21 protein-coding genes are annotated in these 22113 nt (G+C 42.2%); 13 read left to right on the top strand and 8 right to left on the bottom strand.

Annotated elements, in window-relative coordinates; all coding sequences use genetic code 11:
• Positions 1-153: 153 nt before the first annotated feature.
• Complete coding sequence (locus tag MIC7126_RS0120060; RefSeq protein WP_026100401.1) at positions 154-1008, bottom strand: PD-(D/E)XK nuclease family protein; 855 nt, start codon at positions 1006-1008, stop codon at positions 154-156.
• Between the two features lie 102 nt (positions 1009-1110).
• Here MIC7126_RS0120060 and MIC7126_RS0120055 point away from each other — a divergent pair, with 102 nt between their 5' ends.
• The 4 genes from MIC7126_RS0120055 to MIC7126_RS0120040 all read left to right on the top strand — a co-directional run bounded on the left by MIC7126_RS0120055 (position 1111) and on the right by MIC7126_RS0120040 (position 3883).
• Positions 1111-2538 (top strand): phosphoglucomutase/phosphomannomutase family protein, encoded by a 1428-nt coding sequence (locus MIC7126_RS0120055; RefSeq protein ID WP_017654946.1) that lies wholly within the window; start codon positions 1111-1113, stop codon positions 2536-2538.
• Positions 2539-2586: 48 nt separating this feature from the next.
• A complete protein-coding gene (locus tag MIC7126_RS0120050; protein ID WP_017654945.1) occupies positions 2587-2862 on the top strand; it encodes a lipopolysaccharide assembly protein LapA domain-containing protein in 276 nt (91 codons plus the stop codon).
• Positions 2863-2980: 118 nt separating this feature from the next.
• Positions 2981-3259 (top strand): hypothetical protein, encoded by a 279-nt coding sequence (locus tag MIC7126_RS0120045; protein WP_017654944.1) that lies wholly within the window; start codon positions 2981-2983, stop codon positions 3257-3259.
• Between the two features lie 15 nt (positions 3260-3274).
• Positions 3275-3883, top strand: a complete 609-nt coding sequence (locus MIC7126_RS0120040) for a hypothetical protein (RefSeq protein WP_017654943.1) — start codon at positions 3275-3277, stop codon at positions 3881-3883.
• Positions 3884-4145: 262 nt separating this feature from the next.
• Here MIC7126_RS0120040 and MIC7126_RS0120035 read toward each other — a convergent pair whose 3' ends face one another.
• Both MIC7126_RS0120035 and MIC7126_RS0120030 read right to left on the bottom strand, forming a co-directional pair.
• Positions 4146-4706, bottom strand: coding sequence for a hypothetical protein (locus MIC7126_RS0120035; protein WP_017654942.1), 561 nt, complete (start codon positions 4704-4706; stop codon positions 4146-4148).
• A gap of 31 nt (positions 4707-4737) precedes the next feature.
• Entirely contained in the window at positions 4738-5244 is a 507-nt protein-coding gene (locus tag MIC7126_RS0120030; RefSeq protein WP_017654941.1) for a hypothetical protein, read from the bottom strand.
• 243 nt (positions 5245-5487) lie between these two features.
• Between MIC7126_RS0120030 and MIC7126_RS0120025 the strand changes: the two genes are divergently transcribed.
• The 3 genes from MIC7126_RS0120025 (at position 5488) to MIC7126_RS0120015 (ending at position 6557) form a co-directional block, all read left to right on the top strand.
• Positions 5488-5706 (top strand): hypothetical protein, encoded by a 219-nt coding sequence (locus tag MIC7126_RS0120025; RefSeq protein WP_017654940.1) that lies wholly within the window; start codon positions 5488-5490, stop codon positions 5704-5706.
• Positions 5703-5972 (top strand): type II toxin-antitoxin system RelE family toxin, encoded by a 270-nt coding sequence (locus tag MIC7126_RS0120020; protein ID WP_017654939.1) that lies wholly within the window; start codon positions 5703-5705, stop codon positions 5970-5972. The genes MIC7126_RS0120025 and MIC7126_RS0120020 overlap by 4 nt, the downstream gene beginning before the upstream one ends.
• Before the next feature lie 132 nt (positions 5973-6104).
• Complete coding sequence (locus MIC7126_RS0120015) at positions 6105-6557, top strand: DUF29 domain-containing protein (protein WP_017654938.1); 453 nt, start codon at positions 6105-6107, stop codon at positions 6555-6557.
• Positions 6558-6624: 67 nt separating this feature from the next.
• Here the strand turns inward: MIC7126_RS0120015 and ndhD1 are convergent, their stop codons facing one another.
• The 4 genes from ndhD1 to MIC7126_RS0119990 all read right to left on the bottom strand — a co-directional run bounded on the left by ndhD1 (position 6625) and on the right by MIC7126_RS0119990 (position 12492).
• Positions 6625-8199, bottom strand: a complete 1575-nt coding sequence (ndhD1, locus tag MIC7126_RS0120010) for a photosynthetic/respiratory NAD(P)H-quinone oxidoreductase subunit D1 (RefSeq protein ID WP_017654937.1) — start codon at positions 8197-8199, stop codon at positions 6625-6627.
• A gap of 239 nt (positions 8200-8438) precedes the next feature.
• A complete protein-coding gene (locus tag MIC7126_RS0120005) occupies positions 8439-10529 on the bottom strand; it encodes an NAD(P)H-quinone oxidoreductase subunit 5 (protein ID WP_017654936.1) in 2091 nt (696 codons plus the stop codon).
• Positions 10530-10991: 462 nt separating this feature from the next.
• Complete coding sequence (locus MIC7126_RS0120000; RefSeq protein ID WP_017654935.1) at positions 10992-11378, bottom strand: thioredoxin family protein; 387 nt, start codon at positions 11376-11378, stop codon at positions 10992-10994.
• A 400-nt stretch (positions 11379-11778) separates the two neighbouring features.
• Complete coding sequence (locus tag MIC7126_RS0119990) at positions 11779-12492, bottom strand: NnrU family protein (RefSeq protein WP_017654933.1); 714 nt, start codon at positions 12490-12492, stop codon at positions 11779-11781.
• 225 nt (positions 12493-12717) lie between these two features.
• Here MIC7126_RS0119990 and MIC7126_RS0119985 point away from each other — a divergent pair, with 225 nt between their 5' ends.
• From MIC7126_RS0119985 to MIC7126_RS0119970, 4 genes are all read left to right on the top strand, one after another.
• Positions 12718-13731: a LysR family transcriptional regulator gene (locus tag MIC7126_RS0119985; RefSeq protein ID WP_017654932.1), complete on the top strand. Its 1014-nt coding sequence runs from the start codon at positions 12718-12720 to the stop codon at positions 13729-13731.
• Between the two features lie 114 nt (positions 13732-13845).
• The gene (locus MIC7126_RS0119980; protein ID WP_017654931.1) at positions 13846-15258 is read left to right on the top strand and encodes a serine/threonine-protein kinase; all 1413 of its coding nucleotides are present in this window, start codon (positions 13846-13848) and stop codon (positions 15256-15258) included.
• A gap of 432 nt (positions 15259-15690) precedes the next feature.
• Positions 15691-16731: a PstS family phosphate ABC transporter substrate-binding protein gene (locus tag MIC7126_RS0119975; RefSeq protein WP_017654930.1), complete on the top strand. Its 1041-nt coding sequence runs from the start codon at positions 15691-15693 to the stop codon at positions 16729-16731.
• A 59-nt stretch (positions 16732-16790) separates the two neighbouring features.
• Positions 16791-17837, top strand: a complete 1047-nt coding sequence (locus MIC7126_RS0119970; protein WP_017654929.1) for a PstS family phosphate ABC transporter substrate-binding protein — start codon at positions 16791-16793, stop codon at positions 17835-17837.
• Positions 17838-17872: 35 nt separating this feature from the next.
• Here the strand turns inward: MIC7126_RS0119970 and MIC7126_RS0119965 are convergent, their stop codons facing one another.
• Entirely contained in the window at positions 17873-18631 is a 759-nt protein-coding gene (locus MIC7126_RS0119965) for a Crp/Fnr family transcriptional regulator (protein ID WP_017654928.1), read from the bottom strand.
• 220 nt (positions 18632-18851) lie between these two features.
• Here MIC7126_RS0119965 and MIC7126_RS0119960 point away from each other — a divergent pair, with 220 nt between their 5' ends.
• Both MIC7126_RS0119960 and MIC7126_RS0119950 read left to right on the top strand, forming a co-directional pair.
• Positions 18852-19781, top strand: coding sequence for a DALR anticodon-binding domain-containing protein (locus MIC7126_RS0119960; protein ID WP_017654927.1), 930 nt, complete (start codon positions 18852-18854; stop codon positions 19779-19781).
• Between the two features lie 1299 nt (positions 19782-21080).
• Complete coding sequence (locus MIC7126_RS0119950) at positions 21081-22109, top strand: LEVG family PEP-CTERM protein (protein ID WP_017654925.1); 1029 nt, start codon at positions 21081-21083, stop codon at positions 22107-22109.
• The last annotated feature ends 4 nt before the right edge of the window (positions 22110-22113 follow it).

Genomic DNA, 22113 nt, shown 5'->3' with positions numbered 1-22113 from the left:
ACCAAATTAGATAAACTAATCCTAGTCAAATGGGTTATCTAAAATCTTTGTAGAGACGCTGCATGGCAATATTTCTAGATTCATTTTGGAATGTGTCTGATGGTGTATCTAAAAATTTAACAAATCAAATGTGCTGCACTTGCTATAGCAATCTCACCCGTTAACTTTCAAACTCGGCATGGGGTGTGATTGAGAGTGCTTATCATCAGCAAAATCACAGATAGAACGAAATGGACAGAACCGACAATGATATCCAGGATTAGGGGGAAATATTTGACTAAAATTACTAGTTTTTTGCTGATATTTCTGCAAATCGTGCTGATGTTTATGGGCAACATTAGCTAATTCAAATTCCAAGGATTCTAACTCACTGTGACTAACAGTAATTAAATCAGATTTTTTCCCTAGTTCTAAATTATAAAATGACGCTACTGCTTGCCGTCCAGGGTAAAGATAACGCGCTGCTAATAGATAAACTAGTGCTTGTCGGCGGTCAAAAGCAGATTTACCTGTTTTAAAATCCAAAATATGTAAAATCCGCCCTGAGTCAATAAAAACGCAGTCCATCGCTGCATATAAGCGGAAACAATAATCATCCTGATCAATTAAAATCGGTTTGGGGAAACCTTCATCACCAGGAGTGAGTTGAATGATATTCTTGCCAGAAAGTAGCGGTGCATCGTGATATTTTTTCAAAATTTGCAACACGCGCTGTTGCACTTCCTCTGGTGAGTGGCTCAGTTTGAGTATTTGAGCAACTTTTTCTACACCGTCTGCTTGATTTAACAGATGTCTATTATGATGAAACTCATAAACGCCTTTCTGGGCGAGTATACCAATCCGCTGGGGTGCAGTGGCCTTTGCTAGCAGTACTTTGACTTGGGCTTCGTGTTGACGCGCTTTGATAAATCCCCGTCGCATCTGGCAATGCCAGCGTTCTTGCCCTGTCGCTGGGGCAATTAAAGACCAAAGGTGGTAACTGGCAAAAGGGCGATCGGGGGTTGACATTGCAGAAGCTGTGAGAAAAAATACAGTGGGCACACTTGCGGCTACGCACGCTTTGCGGGAAGCTTCCTATAGTAATAAAGATGCACGGGAGATATTGGCAAAATGAGCGTCAGTAGTAGTTCCAGCAAGATAAAATTTGGCACCGACGGTTGGCGAGGGATTATCGCCGATGACTTTACTTTCCCTAACGTGCGGAAAGTGACAAGGGCGATCGCTAGTTATCTGGAAACAGCCTATAGCAAAGACAGACCGGTGCTCGTGGCTTACGATACCCGGTTTTTGGCTGATCAGTTTGCTAAGACAGCCGCCCAAGTCTTGGCAGATTTGGGATGGACTGTGAAAGTTACTGATCGGGATTGTCCTACACCAGTAATTGCCTATAACGCCCGTCACTTGAATTCAGCGGGGGCGTTAATGTTTACTGCTAGCCATAATCCAGCACCATACTGTGGAATTAAATATATCCCTGATTATGCTGGGCCTGCCACTCCAGAAATTACTGATACTATTGTGGCAAATATTGAAAGTGCATCAGATGGATTGCCAAGTAGCAACCCGTCAGGTTCTATTTCTATTTTCGATCCGAAACCCGATTATCTGCAATTTATCTATACCCTTTTAGATACAGAAAAAATCAGAAGCGCCCAATTAAAGGTAAAGTACGATGCTTTGTATTCTACCTCCCGTGGATATTTAGATGAAGTTTTGCAACAAACAGGTGTGCAATTAGAAAGTTTCCACGCTTGGCGGGATGTTTTGTTTGGCGGCGGTATGCCAGAACCAAAGGGAGAACAATTAATTGAGTTGGTAGAAGCTGTCCGCGCCGATCAAGCAGATTTGGGTTTGGCGACAGATGGTGATAGCGATCGCTTTGGCATTGTTGATGAATTAGGCAATGTTTTGACTCCCAATACTGTGCTGTTATTATTAGCACGTCATTTAATCAAAAATAAAGGTAAAACTGGTGCGATCGTCCGCACTGTAGCCACAACCCATCTACTAGATAACTTCGCCGCCAAATATGGATTACCAATTTATGAAACGCCAGTAGGCTTTAAATATATTGGGGAAAAAATGCGGGAAACCACTGTATTAATTGGTGGAGAAGAATCAGGTGGTTTGAGCATTATTGGACACATCCCTGAAAAAGATGGTGTGTTAGCTGATATGCTCGTGGCAGAAGCGATCGCCTATGAGGGTAAACCTCTGAGTGAACTTGTCAAAGAAGCGATCGCCGAAGCTGATGGCCCGCTGTATAACAACCGCCTTGATTTACATCTCACCGAAGCCCACAAAACTGCTGTCATCGACTCCTTTACTAAAAATCCACCTGCAGAGGTAGCTGGAATTAAAGTCAAAGAAGTCGGACGCAAGGATGGTATTAAGCTGTATTTAGAAGAGGGTAGCTGGGTACTACTGCGTCCTTCTGGTACAGAACCCTTGGTGCGTGTTTACCTGGAAACCAACTCCCCCGAAAAACTTACCAAAATCGCTCAAGAAATGGAGAGTGTAATTGCTAAGTTAGAGTAGGAGTTGCGAATCACCCCTCTCTGCTGGCGGAGAGGGGAATAGTTAATTATGAAAAGTATTGTCAATTTATTAATATCTGTAATTGTAGCGGTTTGGGTAGTAGCGATCGCGATTATTTCCGCCCAAAATGCTGAACCAATATCTTTAAGATTCTTTGCGTATCAATCGATTAAGATTCCCTTTGGTTTGGTGCTGGCATTTAGCGCCGGTGTAGGATTAATTGGCATAGCTGTATTGCAACCTTTGTGGAGGTTGGGTAATTCTCCACAAGATGCGCGGTTAGATGAAGATGCCGAATTTTTTGTGGATGATGAAGATTTTTGAGGGTTATTTTAATTTATGCAAATAAGTTTTTGTAATAAATCCAGCACATGAAATTTGAGTGGGATGAGCATAAAAACCAAAGCAATACGAAAGGCACTATCTCACGAACGAAAACGCTATGAACAATACCTCAAAAACCGACTGGGCTAGAATCGATGCTATGAACGACGAACACATCGACACCTCAGATATTCCACCTTTAACAGATGAGTTCTTTAGTAAAGCACAATTGCGATTACCCAAATCACCTTTAACAATCACAGTTCAAGTAGATCCCGAAACCTTCGCTTGGTTCCAAACACAGGGAGAAACGGCTGAACAGCAAATGTCTGTAGCATTAAAGATTTATGCAGAAGCACATAAAGCTTATCCACTGACTGAAGCAAAATCAGCCTAATTTAAATTCATCATAATGCCATACAGTCAATTTAGCATAGAAACTGTTGAGACAGCTTTTGGAATTAGTATTACAGAATCTGCGGGAATTTTTGCCGATATATCCCCAGTAAAATACAGCGATTTTTTAGCGCAAATCCTCAAAAAATATCTACCATTAGCATTAGCGATCGCCACAGAAAAAGCCCGATCTGAATTAATATTAACCCCAATTCTTCTAGAACTCAAAGAACAATTACAAAATCAAATCAGTTTGTTTTCTGGTCGAGAATTTAACGTGAGTCCCGAAAAAGGGTTAAATGGTTTTTGTGATTTTCTTATTAGTAAATCTCCAGAACAGATAATTATTAAATTACCAGTTATTGCCTTAGTAGAAGCAAAAAACGATAACATTCAATCTGGCTTAGGACAATGCATCGCCGAAATGATAGCTGCACAATTATTTAATCAGCAAAAAGGCAATGAAATTCCTACGGTTTATGGTAGCGTGACTACTGGTACTAACTGGAAATTTATGCGCCTCACTGGGCAAGTAGTGGAAATAGATTTAAACGAATATTTTATCAATGATGTGGGGAAGATTTTAGGAATTATCAAAAGTTTTTGTGATGCGAGTAGTGATTAAGATAATTTGCCTACAGTTACCAAATTATGTGTATAGCTATGATTGCACAAAAAAAGAGCAGGTATAAAACCCACTCTTCATAATCATTCTGCAATTATGCAAAGCCTAAAATCAAAATTCCCATTCGTGGTTTGGATCATCGAGTGCAGCGCGGACAGAAGCTATGTTGGCAAGTTCTTTAAATGGGCAAGATTTAGCTATTTCTGTGATGGAATTTAAGGTAAGCGCTAATTGCTCTAACTTATCCTAATAACTAATGATTCTATTTAGTATTGGACGGGGGTAATGCTCTTGCTTCAGATAAAACTTCTCCAACAGATTTATAAGCATCACTGATAGACATTTTTCCATTTTCTACAAGCTCTATTATTTTTTGAGCATCTTCACTAGTAATTAAATCACGCTTGAGTGGTTCCTTTAAAAAGCTGTAAAACTGTGTTTTGTCTTTCTCAGTGGTGCTAGATTTTCTTTCTTTTTCTTCAATTTCTCGTAGTAAATCCTTCTGTTGTCTGAGCATTTCTTGACGCTTTCCATCCTCATAAGTACCGTCTATCAGAAACCGTTTAGCGCCAAGTAAAGCTGCTCCACCCAATAATGCAGCTCCTGCTACAACACCAACTGGAGCGGCTACTGGTAAAGTTACTAATCCAAATAAAATTGAAGCTGTTGTTCCACCAAATGCAAATGCAGCCGCTCCAGCACCAACAGCACCAACACCGATTGCTCCAATATCCGCTAGAAATATGAGGCGATCGCCAGGATTATTTTCTAGTCTTTCAATCGCTTTTAGTATGTCTTCTTTACTACGTTTATTTGCCGTCATAGCATCTCCAAACTTTACAAATTAGTTTTTATTAGATAAAGGCCAACTCGTGAGAAAGTGCATTTATGACTTCTGCGAAGAGTTGGAAAAATTCGCTTACAATTTCGACAATGTTTTGACCTACACCTGGAAATCGCTTATCTAGCTCATGTCCAACAATAGCTCCAGTCAAAGTAATGCCAATTCCTAAAGCTCTGGCTATAGGCTCTAAAAATGGCCCCAAAAATGGAATTGAAATAATCAAGTTGTATATGGCTAATCCCACAACAGCACATATTCCAGCACCTGCAACAAGGAAAGGATGTGCTTTAACAAATTCAATAATTTTAAAAAGCACTATTTTACCTATTGCAAAGAATTTTTTACCAATCTTTAGAGTACGGCTGATAAGCTCGTGTAATCTAGTGACAATCTCTTCAGGTAAGCCCATATCTTGCAGGTAGTCATAAAATTCGCTACTTTTAATTGCTTCTGCTTCTGAATTCCACAGTGTCATTTTTAAGTTTGCTTGCGCCACGGATAGCTTTTCAACTGCCATGAGAAACCTCTATTCGAGACTTAAAGATTGGAATAATAATAATTAAGCTAGCCTCTAGAAGTAAAAAATAACACTATGTAAGTACTTATTTTGAAGCTTTCTCAGTAACTTATGACATTACTTGATATCATCGCCCACACACCACCATCAACTCAAAAAGAGCGATCGCTAAAAAATGCCCAAACCTCTGAACCACAACACAACAGTAGAATAGTTAGCAGGTCTTTTTGATAGCAGCGTTATATGACCGAGCTACTTGAACAAGCCATCGCCAAAATCAAACAGCTTCCTGAAACTGAGCAAGATGCAATTGCTGCGCTTATCCTAGAAGAACTTGAAGATGAAGCCCTTTGGGATAGTGCATTTGCAAAATCTCATGATGCGCTAGCTAAACTTGCAGCAGCAGCTTTAGCCGCAGATCAAGCAGGCGAAACCCAAGAGTTAGATCCAGAAACCCTGTGAAATCCAGAACAACGGCTCAGTTTCGCAAAGCATTTGCTAATCTTCCCAAACAGGTTCAGCAACAAGCACGAGAAGCCTATCGACAGTTTAAGCAAGATCCCTGGCATCCTAGCCTGCGTTTCAAGCAAGTGCATCCTATCTTACCTATCTACTCTGCCCGTGTTAGCAAAAGTTATCGCGCTGTTGGTGTGCGAAACGAAAGCGGGATTGTCTGGTTTTGGATTGGTATCCATGCAGATTATGACAAACTGCTTTCTGAGTTATAGTTACCTTGATTTAATATCAGGTATAAATAAACTCAAAAATAGCGATCGCACTCAGCATCAACTAGGTAAATTCTGAATAGGCGATCGCACTATTATGAATATATCCATATCATCAAAAGCAAAGAGCTAGTTATGAGCGCAACTGAGCCAGCAGATTTTAATTTGTGGAGCAACATAACAGCCCAACTATTGCGAGAGCATCGCTGGCAAGAAATTGATTTAGAATATCTAATCGCAGAGGTTGAAGATTTGGGCAAAAGCGAACAACGAGCAATTGTTAGTCAATTAATTCGCTTGCTTTTACATCTGCTTAAGTGGCAATATCAACCACAGCGCCGCTCAGATAGTTGGCTAGATTCTATCACTGACGCTCGTACCCAAATTGAGTTAGCTATTCAAGATAGTCCTAGTCTAAAAAATCACCCTACAAAACAACTAGACCAAAGCTACCAAAAAGCACGTCAGCAAGCAGCCAAACAAACAGGAATATTAATTTCTGTGTTTCCCGAAAAGTGTGCATATTCTTTAGAGTTAGTATTAAATGAAGACTGGTTTCCAGAAGCAAACGAGTCTATTTTTTCATAAACAATTAAAAAAGGGCAGGTACAAAACCCACCCTTAAAAAAATCATAATTGCCAATACTAGGCGCTACTAATTACTAATTGTCGGCGCACTCAAAGAAATCTCTGGTGCTGCTTTATTCTCTGCCAAAGCCGGCACTGAATCACGCAATCTTGCAGTTAATTGCACTGTTGTTGCGTCATACATTTGAGTCAGCAACTTGGGATAGAAACCAATACCAATGATAGGTATTAACAAACAAGCAATGATAAACACTTCGCGGGGTTCAGCATCTATCAAAGCTTGGTGAGAAACTAATTCTTCGTTCTCCTGACCGTAGAAAATTTCCCGCAACATTGATAGCAGATAAATCGGAGTTAAAATCACCCCAACAGCCATCAAAAACACCACGATAACTTTAAATGTAAAGTTATAAGCATCACTGGTGACAAAACCGACAAACACCATTAACTCCGCCACAAAACCACTCATCCCAGGCAAAGCTAAAGAAGCCATAGAACAGGCGGTGAACATGGCAAAAATCTTCGACATTCTCTTACCAACACCACCCATTTCATCTAACATCAGGGTGTGTGTCCGGTCATAAGTTGCACCCACCAAGAAGAACAAACTTGCTCCTATCAACCCGTGGGAAACCATTTGTAACATGGCTCCACTCAATCCCAAATCTGTGAAAGAAGCAATCCCAATGGTGACAAAGCCCATATGGGAAATTGAAGAGTAGGCAATTTTCCGCTTCAAGTTGCGCTGGGCAAAGGATGTGAGAGCAGCATAGATAATATTAACTACCCCCAAAACGACTAAAACTGGCGCAAAATAAGCGTGAGCATCAGGAAGCATCTGGGCATTCATGCGAATTAAGGCATAACCGCCCATTTTCAGCAGAATACCTGCCAGTAACATGTGCACAGGGGCTGTAGCTTCACCGTGGGCATCTGGTAGCCAGGTATGAAGGGGAATAATCGGCAATTTGACGGCGTAAGCAATTAAAAAACCAGCATATACCGCTAGTTGGAAATTGAGAGAGAAGTTTTTCAGTGCGAGTTCTCGCATGTCAAACGTCGTCGTACCGCCATAAAATCCCATCGTCAGCGCAGCCAGCAAAATAAACAGCGATCCACCTGCAGTGTATAAAATAAACTTAGTCGCTGCGTATTGTCGCTTTTTGCCTCCCCAAATCGACAACAGAAAGTATATCGGGACTAATTCCAGTTCCCACGCCAGGAAAAATAACAGTAAATCCTGGACAGCGAACACGGCTATTTGACCGCCATACATCGCCAGAAACAGGAAATAAAACAGCCTGGGCTTGAGGGTGACAGGCCAAGCTGCTAAAATCGCCAGCGTAGTAATGAATCCGGTCAGGATAATGAGAGGCATTGACAAACCATCTGCCCCTACCGACCAATTCAAATTCAGTTGTGGTAGCCAAGCGTAACTCTCTACCAACTGCAAATCTGGATTGGAGAAGTCATAACCAGTATAAAAAGCATAAACAATCAGTGCAAAATCGATTAACCCTACAACGAGGGAATACCAGCGCACTGTTTTGCCGTCTTTATCCGGGATGATGGGAATCAGCAGTGAGGCTGCTATCGGGAACAAAATAATCGTTGTCAGCCACGGGAAATTAGCTGTATTCATCGCAATTCATCTGCAATCAAAATCATGTTGGGCAAAAAGTCACTAGCTATTAACTAGCAGCTTTTTGGGGGTTTGGTCTTCAATCTTAGGTTGATTTAATAAAAGTAAAGAAGGATGAAGGCATCCAGACACATCTGCTGGCCTTGATCTGTATACAACGTACTTGTGGGTTCATCACTAACAAACACATTTAGAGACGCGAAATTTCGCGTCTCTACGTTAATTTCGCGTCTCTACATCTAGGTGATACCAAAGACAATCACTAAGCCCAAAACAGCGCCAAAGACAATCAAGGCATAGAATTGAGCGCGACCGTTTTCTAGATATTTCAAACCTTCACCACTGACTAGTGTAAAGAAGCCGGTGAGGTTAACAGCACCATCAACGACACGGAAGTCAACTTCCATCACTTGTCTAGCTAGACGACGCAGGCCGAGAACAAAGACACGATGATAAATGTCATCAAAGTACCACTTGTTGAGTGATAGCTCATACAACGGCTTGATTTTAGCAGCGATCGCCGCGGGGTCAATCTTACCGCGCAAATACATCAAGGAAGCTAGGGTAATCCCAATCAAGGAAATCCCAATAGAAGCCCCCGCCATGATATAAAACTCTGTCGGGTTAAACTCGGCAGCTTTTTCTAGAACTTCGCTGAGGGTTTCCGTGGGAGGGAAGATAAACTCCTCAAAATAGTTAGCATAGGGAGTTCCTACCAATCCAATCAGAATCGAGGGAATCGCCAAAACTGCTAAAGGTAGAGTCATTGTCCACGGTGATTCATGGGGAGTATCACTGTGATGACCGTGGGAGTCATGATGTCCACCAGTTGCAGCCAACTCACCGTGTTTCATGGCTCCGGGGCCAAAAACTGGTGCTGGTGCTTCTGACTCTAATTCCAAGACAATTGTCGCTGCTTTCTTCAGTTTTTCTTTGATTTTCTGGTCAGTGCCCCGGAATTTGCCTTCAAATGTTGAGAAATACATTCTAAACATGTAAAAAGCCGTAATGCCAGCAGTTAACCAGCCAATTAACCAAAGGAAAGGATTAGCTTCAAAAGCCTTACCCAAGATTTCGTCTTTTGACCAGAAACCAGCAAAAGGAGGAATCCCAGAAATAGCTAAACAGCCGATGAGGAAGGTAAACCCTGTGACAGGCATATACTTTCGCAGTCCCCCCATCAAGCGCATATCCTGCGCTAACACAGGGTCATGACCGACAACTCCTTCCATACCGTGAATCACGGAACCAGAACCCAAGAATAGCATGGCCTTGAAATAGGCATGGGTCATGAGGTGGAATAATCCAGCGCTGTAGGAACCGATGCCCATAGCCATCACCATGTAGCCCAGTTGAGAGATGGTGGAGTAGGCTAGACCCTTTTTGATGTCGTTTTGGGTAATAGCGATGGATGCTCCCAAAAACGCTGTAAAAGCCCCGGTAAAGGCAATGACATTCATTGCCGCTGGTACATGCTCAAATACAGGGTACATGCGGGCGATGAGAAACACGCCTGCAGCCACCATTGTTGCGGCATGAATTAGGGCAGAAATGGGGGTGGGGCCTTCCATTGCGTCTGGTAGCCAGACATGGAGGGGAAATTGGGCAGATTTTGCCACCGGGCCTAGGAACACTAAAATCGCCAACAGGACGGCGAGGAAATTGCTCACAGAACCCGATTCTACGAGTTGTGAAAGGCGATCGCCCATGACGGTAAAGTCAAAGCTGCCTGTTGCCCAGAATAGCCCCAAAATGCCCAATAATAGACCAAAGTCACCGACGCGGTTGGTGACGAAAGCCTTTTGTGCGGCGTCGGCTGCTGATTTGCGATCGTACCAAAATCCGACCAGCAAGTAGGAGCACATCCCCACCAGTTCCCAGAAGATATAAATCTGCACCAAGTTGGGGCTGACAACCAGACCCAACATTGAGGAACCAAACAAGCTCAGATAGGCGTAAAACCTGACATATCCTGGATCGTGAGCCATGTAGCCATCGGTGTAGACCATGACTAAGACGGCTACCGTTGTCACAATTACCAGCATCAAAGCTGTCAGGTGGTCAATTGTGTAGCCCATGCTCAGATGAAAATTACCTGCTGCTGCCCATTCTAGGGTGCGGATGTAAGGTGCATGTCCTTGAATTTGACTCCACAGCAAGGCGATCGACAGCCCCATCGCTGCTCCCATTAGGGAGATAATCACTACAGCGTTCAGCTGTCGCAGGCGGTTAGTCACCTGATTTAACGAGATTAACCCTAGACCGACTAGCATCGCCCCTAATAGAGGTAATACAGGGATCAGCCAGGCATATTGATAGATTACTTCCATCACTGACGGGTACTTTTAGGATTCTTGACTAGTTAGGACAGTGCCGCAGATTTATTTTAAAGAATTGTGACGGGTAGAAAAGTCTGTTAGTGTCAGGAACGCATGGTCGCGAGCCTACAGGGTGTCACAGCTGCCGTCAAGCAAAACTTGGGAATTTTCTGTGCTGAGTTCAACTGTCCAGGTCGAAACTGTTAATAATTGTGACACACACCCCCTAGCATAAAATACCCCACCTAAAGATGATTAGGTGAGGTAATTAAGCTTGGTTTTAGATTTGCTGCCAGCTGTGCCAAGTCTAGAGTCTATGGTCAATCAATTTTGGATTTGGCGAAGGGTAGGCGGTTGGCTGTGCCGTCCTGCCTAACTTTTCCAGTCAAATTTAACCGAAGAAATGATGAAGGATAGGAGGAATTTCATACTTCATACTTCATACTTCAGGCTTTAGTTGACTTTTGGCGCTACTTATGCTGTTCGGCAACCTAAATCTAAGGTTTTTGGCCCATTGTAGGCTTTAGAGCGGTTGTTATAGCTAATTTTGATTTCTTCTAGAGCCAGACTTAAATCGTCTCTACCACGGAAACTTTCCAGTCGATGCTGGATTGCGCCATTTTCAATCAACAGTAAAGTTGGCAGTGACTTTAGTCGATAAGTGGTAGACAGTTTGAAATTTTGATCAGCATTAACGCTGACTAATTTAATTTGCTCTCCGCACTGGGCTTTAAATTGCAACAGTAATGGATGAATGATCCGGCACAAGCCGCACCAAGGCGCTTCAAAATTAACCAAAACGGGAATAGGAGATTCTAAAACTTCTTGAGTAAATGTCCGCTCACTAACCGACAACACCATGACGCCTCTAGGATTATAAGGTTTTTATATCAAACTAGCTATCAGCAGGAAGTGATGGTCAGTCAGTTACGGCCGATAGACTTTCTCAGGGCACAAAAAGTTACGCAAAAATCGAGTTTGTCAATTATGACACTGACAAAAAAGCCAGCGCGACATTCACGGTGGCTTTTTTTGATGTTTAACTCCTGATAGCTGCTGCATGGGAATTTAAACTGAGTTGGCATTTACTCCCAGTGAAAACTAATTTACCACTGACTACCAATATAAGATCTCAAACCGAATGAAATAAACCCCTGCTGACAGCTATTTGAGTTTATCTTACATTGATTTGGTAGCAATTGATAAGCTGATGCTTGTGATTGATTGGGCAGTATCTGCTGATAATGGGGATCATCTAAAATTACCATGATATCTTATTGGTTGCTACTAGCAACAGGGGGTGCAACCACCAAAGTAACCCGACAAAAATAGCAACTCCTAAATAGGCAGGACGCAGAAATTCTACCCATTTGAGAGATTGACGACCGTCAATAATTGCTTGAAAAGGAATAATAGAAGTCCGTTGTTTTACCAGGGTAAAGGCTTCACCATAGCGTTGTTGCAGGCGATGATCCCCGTGCCAAACTCCAAACAAGTGGTGCAATACTAAGCCGATGGAAGTAATCAAGGTAAAACTAGTACCGATCCACAGAGTATGGGCAACACACCAAATTATTTGTCCTACCATTTGTGGGTGGCGGGAAACACGCATAATTCCCGTCTCAAAAAGATGGACTTGAGGCTTTTGAATAGCAGCAATTTCTAGTAGATTGAAGGTGGCAGGATACAAAAACAAAAATGAAATCGCTGACAGCACCCAAACTATAATTTGCACTCCTGGTACGTCTTGTACCTGCCAAAGTTGCCAGCCATCATAACGGTGGTTAAAAAAGTAAATAATTAAGATTACAGCCAATGGCAGACTGACTAATGCAAAAAAAATGCGATAAAGCCTTGGCCCAATGCGTTTTTCTGCCCAAGGACGCAGAGCGGCACCTCCACTGTGAGCGATCGCAAAAGCTATTTGTAACCCCAATATGACAAAATGACTGGGGGTAAACCAAGAAATCAACATCGAGATACCTGTACCTAGGTGAAGTAATTTAAAGAAAACTTAGTTCAGTACAACCAATACCACAAAGTATTCAAAAGGGGACTTTAGTCAAGGTGTCGTACTACTGTCTTTTTCGAGTCAAGCTTTCAAGTTTAAGATGCAGTAAATCACGCCCAGCTAAACTGGCTGTGCAACATTGAATTTATTGCCAAAGTTGCTCCTTTCAAAGTTTGTAGGTTGAGCCTTATGTCTGACCTTCCTTTCACTTTAGATCAGTTACGTATTCTCAAAGCGATCGCCGTAGAAGGGAGCTTCAAGCGGGCCGCTGATAGTCTCTATGTCTCCCAACCAGCTGTTAGTTTACAGGTTCAAAATCTCGAACGGCAGCTGGATGTCCCTTTATTTGACCGTGGTGGACGTCGCGCCCAATTAACCGAAGCCGGGCATCTACTTCTGAACTACGGTGAAAAAATTCTCAGTCTGTGTCAGGAAACCTGCCGCGCTATTGAGGATTTGCAAAATCTTCAAGGCGGAACTTTAATTGTCGGTGCTTCTCAAACCACCGGCACTTATCTTTTGCCGCGCATGATTGGGTTGTTTCGCCAAAAATACCCCGATGTCGCAGTGCAATTACATGTCCACTCGACTCGCCGCACTGCTTGGAGTGTCGCTAACGGACAAGTGGATCTCGCAATCATTGGTGGTGAGATTCCCGGCGAATTAGCGGAATCTTTGGAAATAATTTCCTATGCCGAAGATGAACTAGCACTGATTTTACCTGTGTTTCATCCTTTTGCTAAACTCGAAACCATCCAAAAAGAAGACCTTTATAAACTCCAGTTCATCGCCCTCGATTCCCAGTCCACTATCCGCAAGGTAATTGACCAAGTGCTAGCACGCTGTGAGATTGATACTAGACGGTTTAAAGTGGAAATGGAATTGAATTCTATTGAAGCAATTAAAAATGCTGTGCAATCTGGTTTAGGCGCCGCCTTTGTTTCTACCTCCGCTATTGCCAAGGAGTTACAGATGGGCGTGCTGCATTGTGCCGTCATTGAAGGTGTTGTTGTCAAGCGGACACTATGGCTGATTTTCAATCCCAACCGTTACCGCTCCAAGGCTGCAGAAGCTTTCAGCCAAGAAATTTTACCCCAGTTTGCCACCCCCGGGTGGAACCAAAATGTGTTAAAATTGGCACAAAAAAATTTAGTGGTCAGTACCTTAGATGCAGTAACACCGAACTCCGCTGACAACAGCTAATATTCTTTTAAAGTCCTTAGTCAGTGAAAGCGTGGTGCTGTTCCACTCACTAGTAATGAGTTATTTAGTCAAGGGCTTTCGGCTTCGAGAACTGACCAAGGACAAACCAAAAAAATGGAAGTTTATTGCACTCGTCCACGCTGTCCGCGCCCACAAAATCATTTTGCAGATTTAGATAATGACACGACGCTGAAAACAACTCAGCAAAAATACTGCATCAGTTGTGGAATGCCACTCATGCTAGATGGTCGATATGTACCAATTAAGCTGTTAGGAAGGGGAGGTTTTGGCGCGGCATTTTTAGCACGCGATCGCCGAATACCGGGAATGCGTCAATGCGTAGTTAAACAATTTCAACCCGCCGGCAATTTAACAGCAACTCAACTACAACTAGCACAACAGTTATTTGAAAGAGAGGCAGATGTTTTAGCGCAATTAGGTAATGAACATGAACAAATACCTGACCTATTTGCCTTCTTTCCAGTTACAGTCCAAAGTTTACAACCAGGGCAAGAAGACCAGTTTTTTTACTTGGTTCAAGAATATATTGATGGACAAAATCTTGAAGAAGAATTAGTTCAAAAAGGTAGCTTTTCAGAAACAGAAATTTTGGAAGTATTGCAAGAAATTCTCCAAGTACTCAAGTTTGTTCATCACAAAGGTATCATCCATCGAGATATCAAACCATCTAACATTATGCGTCGTCGTGACGGCAAAATCTTCTTGCTAGACTTTGGTGCAGTTAAGCAAGTCACCACCGCTCCTGCGAGCGCTACTGGTGCTTCTACAGGTATATTTTCTATGGGATTTGCGCCTCCTGAACAAATGGCTGGGCGTCAAGTCTTTCCATCCACAGACTTGTATGCTTTGGCTGTGACGGCGATCACATTACTGACAGGTAAAGAAGCAGGGGATTTATTTGATGCTTATAGTAATCAATGGCAATGGCGATCGCAAGTGAATATCAGCCCTTATCTAGCTGAGATTTTAGATAAAATGCTCCTCCCCGCCGCCAATCAACGTTTTCAGTCAGCCCAAGAAGTCTTAGATGTCTTACTGGTCAGCCAACAACCAAAAGTTATTCCGCCAACAATACTGCCCAAACCTCCAGTCACAACAGCAACACCAGCAACACCAACAACTCATCCTGTTGTCACCCGCAGATCATCAACCATACGTGCATTTTCCACATTAGAATTATTAGGTGGGGCTGCCTTTAGTGGATTTGAAGGTGCATTGATAGCGATCGCTCTTTTCAGTTTCCTCCGTCACCCCATCATCACACTTAGTCTCTGTGCCCTAATTTTGGGAGTGCTGATTTTTGCTCAAACACGGCGGTGGATTGAAGGCAAGGATTTATTAATTATTCCTGTAATTACTTTTCCTCTTATCTTTTTTATACCCTTGTTACGTGGTGGACTCCAAATTCAGCAAGTCATCGTCCTCGCGTTAGCAGCCGCATTATTAGCTATGGCACTGACAGCTTTATTTCGCCTAATTTATAGACTGCTTTCTTTGATTTTATGAGTTACTATACTTAGCTCAAAATTCATAACACAACTAAGTAACATTTCCCCTTAATTGACACTTTTCTTAACTTTAAGAAATAAATCACAAAAATAAACTCCCTGCAGTGAAATCAGAAGTTTCCAGTAAGTTTTCACCAGCAGGAGTAGTGATTATTTATAATTGTAATTATTAGTTTTTACGAAAAGAAGTAAAGGTTTAAAGCCTCGTCCCTTGTGGGCGAAAAAATCCTCATCTCACAGGGTAGGTTGAAACCCCGTCCCCTCGTGGGCGGCTTAGTTTTCCCTATTCCCTGTTCCCTGTTCCCTGTTCCCTGTTCCCTTTCATTCAGAATATTAACCATTATCCAAGCTCAGGCTTAATCTCAGCTTAACCAAAATAAAAACTCAAAAATGAGACATTGTGCTCATAAAGAATGCTCAAAAAACAATTATGTCGTCACAAAATAAAACCAATGAAATTGGGGTTTTGTTGTTAACTTTGGGGATTACACTAGGCTTAGTCAGCGCCTTATTTTGGTGGCTAGCCAAAAACCCCAATGTGATTGATGGTTTTACTAACAATCAATCTCGCCCAGCTACACAAGTAAGCAACGACTCCTCTACCCAAGTCACTGACGTTCCCTCAGGATTATTTAGTTACGGGGGTAGCACAACTTGGGCACCAATTCGCAAAGAAGTAGATTCAGAGCTTCAAAAGCTGTGGCCCAAGTTTCAATTACGTTACACAGATCCCACCACAGGTGCTCCAGGTTCTGGTACTGGAATCAAGATGTTATTGAATAACCAGTTAGTTTTTTCTCAGTCATCCCGCGCCATCAAAGATGAGGAATACCAGAAAGCCCAGCAGCGGGGTTTTGCGCTCAAAGAGATACCCGTAGCGATTGATGGAATAGCAGTAGCAGTACATCCGGATCTCAAAATTACCGGTCTAACCCTCGCCCAACTTAAAGACATCTACACAGGTAAAATAACCAACTGGGAACAAGTAAATGGCCCCAATCTGCCCATCACAGCCTACTCTCGGCGTCTAGAAGATGGCGGAACAATCGAATTTTTTCATGAAAACATCTTGGAGAAAGAAAAGTTTGGCGACAATGTAAAATTTATTCCCACCACAACTCTAGCCTTGAGAGAAGTAGCAAAGGATACAGGGGGAATATACTACGCTTCAGCCCCAGAGGTAGTTGGACAATGTACCGTTAAGCCCTTACCCCTGGGGCGTAAATCCGAACAACTGATTCCCCCTTATCAAGAACCTTTTGTTTCTCTGCAAAGTTGTCCATCGCAGCGCAACCAACTAAATACTACTGCATTCCAGACTGGTGATTACCCCATTACAAGGCGGTTATTTGTTGTTGTCAAACAAAATGGACAAATCGACCAACAAGCTGGAGAAAGCTACGCTAATTTCTTGCTGACAGAGCAAGGGCAGAAATTAATCACCCAAGCCGGATTTGTGAGAATTCGCTAAACAGACACTCACTCTAAAACAAATACTGAAATTTAGACGACGTGCGGGCTTGTGTACTTATGTCCCAAAAAAACGAAATACCTATTCTTGTTTTAACCTTGCTAGTCACAGTCGGGCTAATAGGTGGCGGCTTTTGGTGGTTTACCAGAAAATCTGGTATTGACTTAAATAAAATTAGCGCTGGTAATACAAAATCCCCGCAGACTTCATCAACACAAGCCAGCGGTAAAACTTTCGCTTCTGTGGAAAATGTGCCCACAGGATTATTTAATTATGGTGGCAGCACGTCTTGGGCACCGATTCGATTAGCAGTAGACCCAGCAATTGAAGTGGCGCGACCAGAATTTCGGCTGCGTTATGTAGAGCCTAACAATGCAGTTCCTGGTTCTGGTACTGGTATACAGTCATTAATCGACGGTCAACTAACTTTTACTCAGTCCTCTCGGCCAGTTCTAGACCAAGAACTCAGCCGCGCTCAACAGCGTGGATTTAGTCTCGAACAAATTCCTGTAGCAATTGATGGATTAGCAGTAGCAGTTAATCCCAACTTGAAGATCCCAGGTCTAACGATAGAGCAACTTAAATCTATTTATATTGGTAAAATTAATAACTGGAGTCAGGTAGGTGGCCCGAATCTGCCAGTTAAGGCTTATTCTCGCCGCATTGCTGATGGTGGGACGGTGGAATTGTTCGTCCAAGATATTTTGGGTAGTCAACCCTTCGGAGCGCAAGTAGAGTTCGTCTCCACAACCACCCAAGCCTTACAAAAATTAGCTACTAGTCCTGGGGGGATCTATTACGCTTCTGCTCCAGAGGTGGTTCCTCAATGTTCAATCAAGTCCTTGCCCTTGGGGCGGACGCAAGGACAATATGTTGCTCCATACCAAGAACCATTTGTCCTCCCGTCTGAATGTCCTGGTAAACGAAACAAATTGAACATTGAGGCTTTTCAATCGGGCCGCTACCCAATTACTCGCAATCTGTTTGTGGTGGTCAAACAGACTGGTCAAATTGAGCAGCAAGCAGGTGTTGCTTATGCCAACTTACTTTTGAGTGAGCAGGGACAGGAACTGATAAACCAAGCCGGGTTTGTCAAGATTCGCTGACACCTGCTGCCGGTGGCAGATTTGCAAACTGCGCTTTAGCTGGCTCGATTAATCGATTCTGCTGGCAAGCAAATTAGATTATCCCCTTGGGTGAGGATCAAGCCACGTTGGCGCAATTTGCCCATTAAGCGGGTGACGGTGACGCGAGTCGAACCAATAGCGCTACCGATTTGGGCATGGGTGAGGGGGAATGGCAAACAATAGCCGCGAATCACATCGGGATCGGTTTCGCTCATTGCCGGCTCGCCATATTCCTCAATCAACAAGGTGAGGAATCCTAAGAGTCGGTCAATGGTGCGCCGTTGTCCTAAAGCACTTAGCCAGAGCAGTTTACGCTGGTGCTGGTATCTAAAAGCGTCCATAACTTCCCGGCGGAAGTGAGGCCAGTTATCTAAATCGTGCCAGTACATCCATAACACCGCAGTTTGGTCAACGTGAGCGTAAGCCTGGAGGGTGAATGGTGACTGGGCAACAATTTCAAAAGGCTGTCCCGCTCCCACGAAACCCAAGAAAGCTTCTTCTGGGGTTCTGTTAATTCGGCGGGACGTGAGCTGACTGGCTGTAGCACTAACTTGGGCGGTTCCTACCATGCGGATCGCACCCCTTTGCACCAAATACAGCAATCCAGGCCGGGCTGGAATGCGTTCATCTTTGCTAAAGGTGCGGCAGCGGTAGTGTTCTTGAGCCCAATCAAGAATTCGTTGCCAAGTTAAGAAAGGCCGTGATGCCTCTGAAAAGGAGGATGGAGATTGCATAGGTAACAAAGAGCGTTCGGCTGAAGACAAAGACGTCATAAAAGGGTGCAAGGAGTGTCTTTGTGTTGGCGGGTAGGCTTAACGCCTCACAGCGCCAGCCATCCAAAGAGTAGAAAGCAAATTTGATCTCTACTCTTTTGTTATACTTCTTACTGTACAATGATGGTAGTAAAGTTTACCCACTGTTCATCGATTATTCATCAAATTTTATGCTACTCTCATTTTTCTTTATCTAAAATAAAGTTCTATCTAAAGATAGATGACAGAAAATCAAGATATTTGGAACACGGGCTTATTTTACCAAGATTACGTACATCATAAGTTACAAGTTAGCAAATACACAGCAATTAAACAGCTAATAAGCAGCTATTTGCAAGAAACTTTGAGTATTTATACCACCACTGAGAAGAGTGGACGCACAAACAATTCAAAAATTCCTCTACATAAAGGTAGAGATGATAAAAAAATTTTATATATCTCAGGTATGGCTTTGTGGCTGTCAAAATCTCAGAATCAACAACCGATGGAGATAGCTAATGCGATCGCTTCCCGCCTGTTAGCAACCTGCGGCGACGTTTTCAGCGTTAAAATAGTTCCTCCCGGTTGGATTCATTTCCAATTAACTGACTTTGCACTAGCGACTTGGTTACAAAATGTTGCAGTTGGTAATCGAGGGGGGGAGGACGAAAGAAAAAACATCTTTAATCGCAAATCCACAGCCGATGATGGCGCTGATCTATTTTCTGTTCAATACGCTCATGCGCGCTGTTGTTCGCTGCTGTTGCTGGCTCATAGAGAAAGATTGATTAAGCTTCAAGAGCCCCTACCGACTACTAGTCCATCTGTTTGGCATGTCATTTTCCCCAACCCCATACCCTGGCTTAATTCTGATCTGAAACTTCACCTCAACCACGCAGCAGAAACTCGCTTGATTAGTCGTTTAGTAGAAGTAGTAGACGATTTAGTTGAAAGCAAGGCTGCGGAGATTTTGGTTAATTGGAAAAAAACAGCTCAAGATTTAAGCCAAGCTTTTGAAAATTTCTGGCGTAATTGTCGGATTTGGGGTGAAGTGAGAATTACTTCACCAGAGTTAGCACAAGCTAGGCTGGGACTGGTGATGGCTACTCAGTCTGTTTTAAAATTTTTGCTGGAAGAGAAGCTGGGACTTTTTGCTTGTTGGGAATTATAAACTTCAGGACTCCTATTTGATTTTTGTAAAAATTCCGCACACTTTCATTTTTGAGAACTTTTTAAAAAAATTACTTTTTGTTTATTAGCCGTCTAGGTAGCTAGATTTATCAAAACATATAATACCAATTCAAATAATCTTTGCAACAGATGAATGGTTTATCAGGGCGAACAACCCTACCCTGCGGGAACGCTAAAAGCGGTACGCCCCTACAATTGATCTGTGGCATTCTTTTTTCAAAATGGTATAAGGAAATAAATTTTGAATAGGATGTAGTGCAACTTTTTGGTGAAAATTTTCCTGAAATAGTACGTGCAAAATGTTACTTAATATTAGTCTGCCGTTGATTTATGTTTTTTTTAGGATAAAAATAAAAACTTTTATCACAGGTATTGACTCAATCAACCACCTCAGGTATATTATCAGGTGTGTGAGGAGCGAACCAGCAAGAGCACCGAGACGAAACACGGCCAGTCGTCGGTGCTCTTTCTGATATTTAGTAAACCGCTGGGTTTATAGAATACAGTTACTCTAAAGAATTTTTCATTGTTGTAGTGTTGTCTTACTCTCAGGTAGCTGCACCTTGGCGAATCCTTGGCTTCAATATTATTTGCTAACTAAAGCAGCATTAAAAGTTTCCACACCACTGTTTTCTTCAGTAGAATGCATTAAACATACTCGGAAATTAATAATATTTTACTAAAAACCCCATAGAAACAAGGCAACATTTCTACGAGGGTTTTCCCATATATATTATATGAATAAGCCTGATGACTCGTTCAACGGAGTAGCTCTCAAAAGGTCAGTGGCTTGATTCATCAAGGTTTCAGATATATTTACGTTTTGTAATATAGTTGAGTTCATTGTCGCAGACTTACTGAGGAAGCTTTAGTAGGCAACGAAGGAAATGGTTATCTGGAAACTATTTGCCTATTTTACCAGACGCGATCGCATAGACTTTAAACTTATTTGCTAAAAAATTTGCCATATCTGCAATTTTACTTATCTCAATAATCATGATGAATTTACCTTAATGTATAACAAAGTAAGTAAAGACACTGAAGTTCTAAAAATTAGTTAATATTCTACATTGATTTTATAGATAAAAATCTGCATACTGCTTTGCTATTAATTGTTTTATTCCCAAATAATTTTGTGAAAAACACTTAACAAAACTGATAATTTTGAAGAATTGCCTAAAACATAATTTTCGGCTTGTCGTTAAAGTTATTCGGAGGATATCTTGATGATATGGCAACAACAGTGAAATACAAACTGCACTTTGAATAAAACAATTTTATGTTGACATTGAAATCTTTTTCCAAAGTTATCGCTGCATCTACCATAGGTTTGAGTGTTTTGTCTGCTACTTCTGCTGCTCATGCTGTTAATTTAGTTCCTCAACAAGAAGGAGAAATTAAACTCACTAATTTGGCATGTTTAAGTGAGACAAATCCCAAATGTATCGATACAAGCTTAGGTGCAATTGGTTATAAAGTAACCAGCTTGAATTATGATTCCAAATTTTCTGTCAGCCGCTTATTTTCAGACAAACGAGGTACAGCTAACGACTACTCTGCATTTGGAATTAAGTTTTCTGCTGATGACGAAGGTACCAATCCTAATGCTTTCCAGGAATATTGGCTACGTCCAGTAGCTTATGAAGCGGCTACAGAAAAAATCGGCGCACCGAGAACAACTTCTTCAAAAAGGAGTAACCTTATTGCTCCTCCAGGAGCGGTTGTTGGCACTGTAACTGCTACACTGCCTTCTACAACAGAAACAACTACAAGCTCTAACGGTACAAAAACAATCACAACAACCAGCAGCGAGACGATAACAGTTACCAGCTTGAAAAATTCCAAACTAGTACAAGAGATTACTACCAAAAAGACTACTCAGGCAACAACAATTACTCCAGGGAAAGCTGTTGAGAATGGTCGCTTGGAAGTTGGGAGATTCCAATTTGATTTTAATAAACCTTTAGCTGGTTTAGAGTTTAGTTTTTTTGATGTGGAAGAATCAAATTACACAGGTATTTTGAGCTATGTAAATGGTCTTGGAAAAACCATATCAATTAAAGAACTCCTAACTGGAGGAAAAGACGGAAATCGGCAGTCATTAATGCTGAAAGATGTGCAATCTTTTATAGTGCAATTGGGGAATCCTGGAAAAAAATATGGTAATAGCAATAGTAAGTTTAGCACTGGTGATGGTGCAAATTTGCAACTGGAAACAGTACCTGAACCGGGAGCTGTAGCCGGGTTGAGTGCTTTGGCTGTGTTAGGTATGATGAGCAAACGTCAACGCAGAAATAAAGCTGCATAAAGCA

The organism is Fortiea contorta PCC 7126 (assembly GCF_000332295.1).
Taxonomy (GTDB): Bacteria; Cyanobacteriota; Cyanobacteriia; order Cyanobacteriales; family Nostocaceae; genus Fortiea; species Fortiea contorta.
The sequence above is the reverse complement of the archived record's forward strand: the minus strand, read 5'-3'. Positions and strand labels throughout refer to the sequence as shown.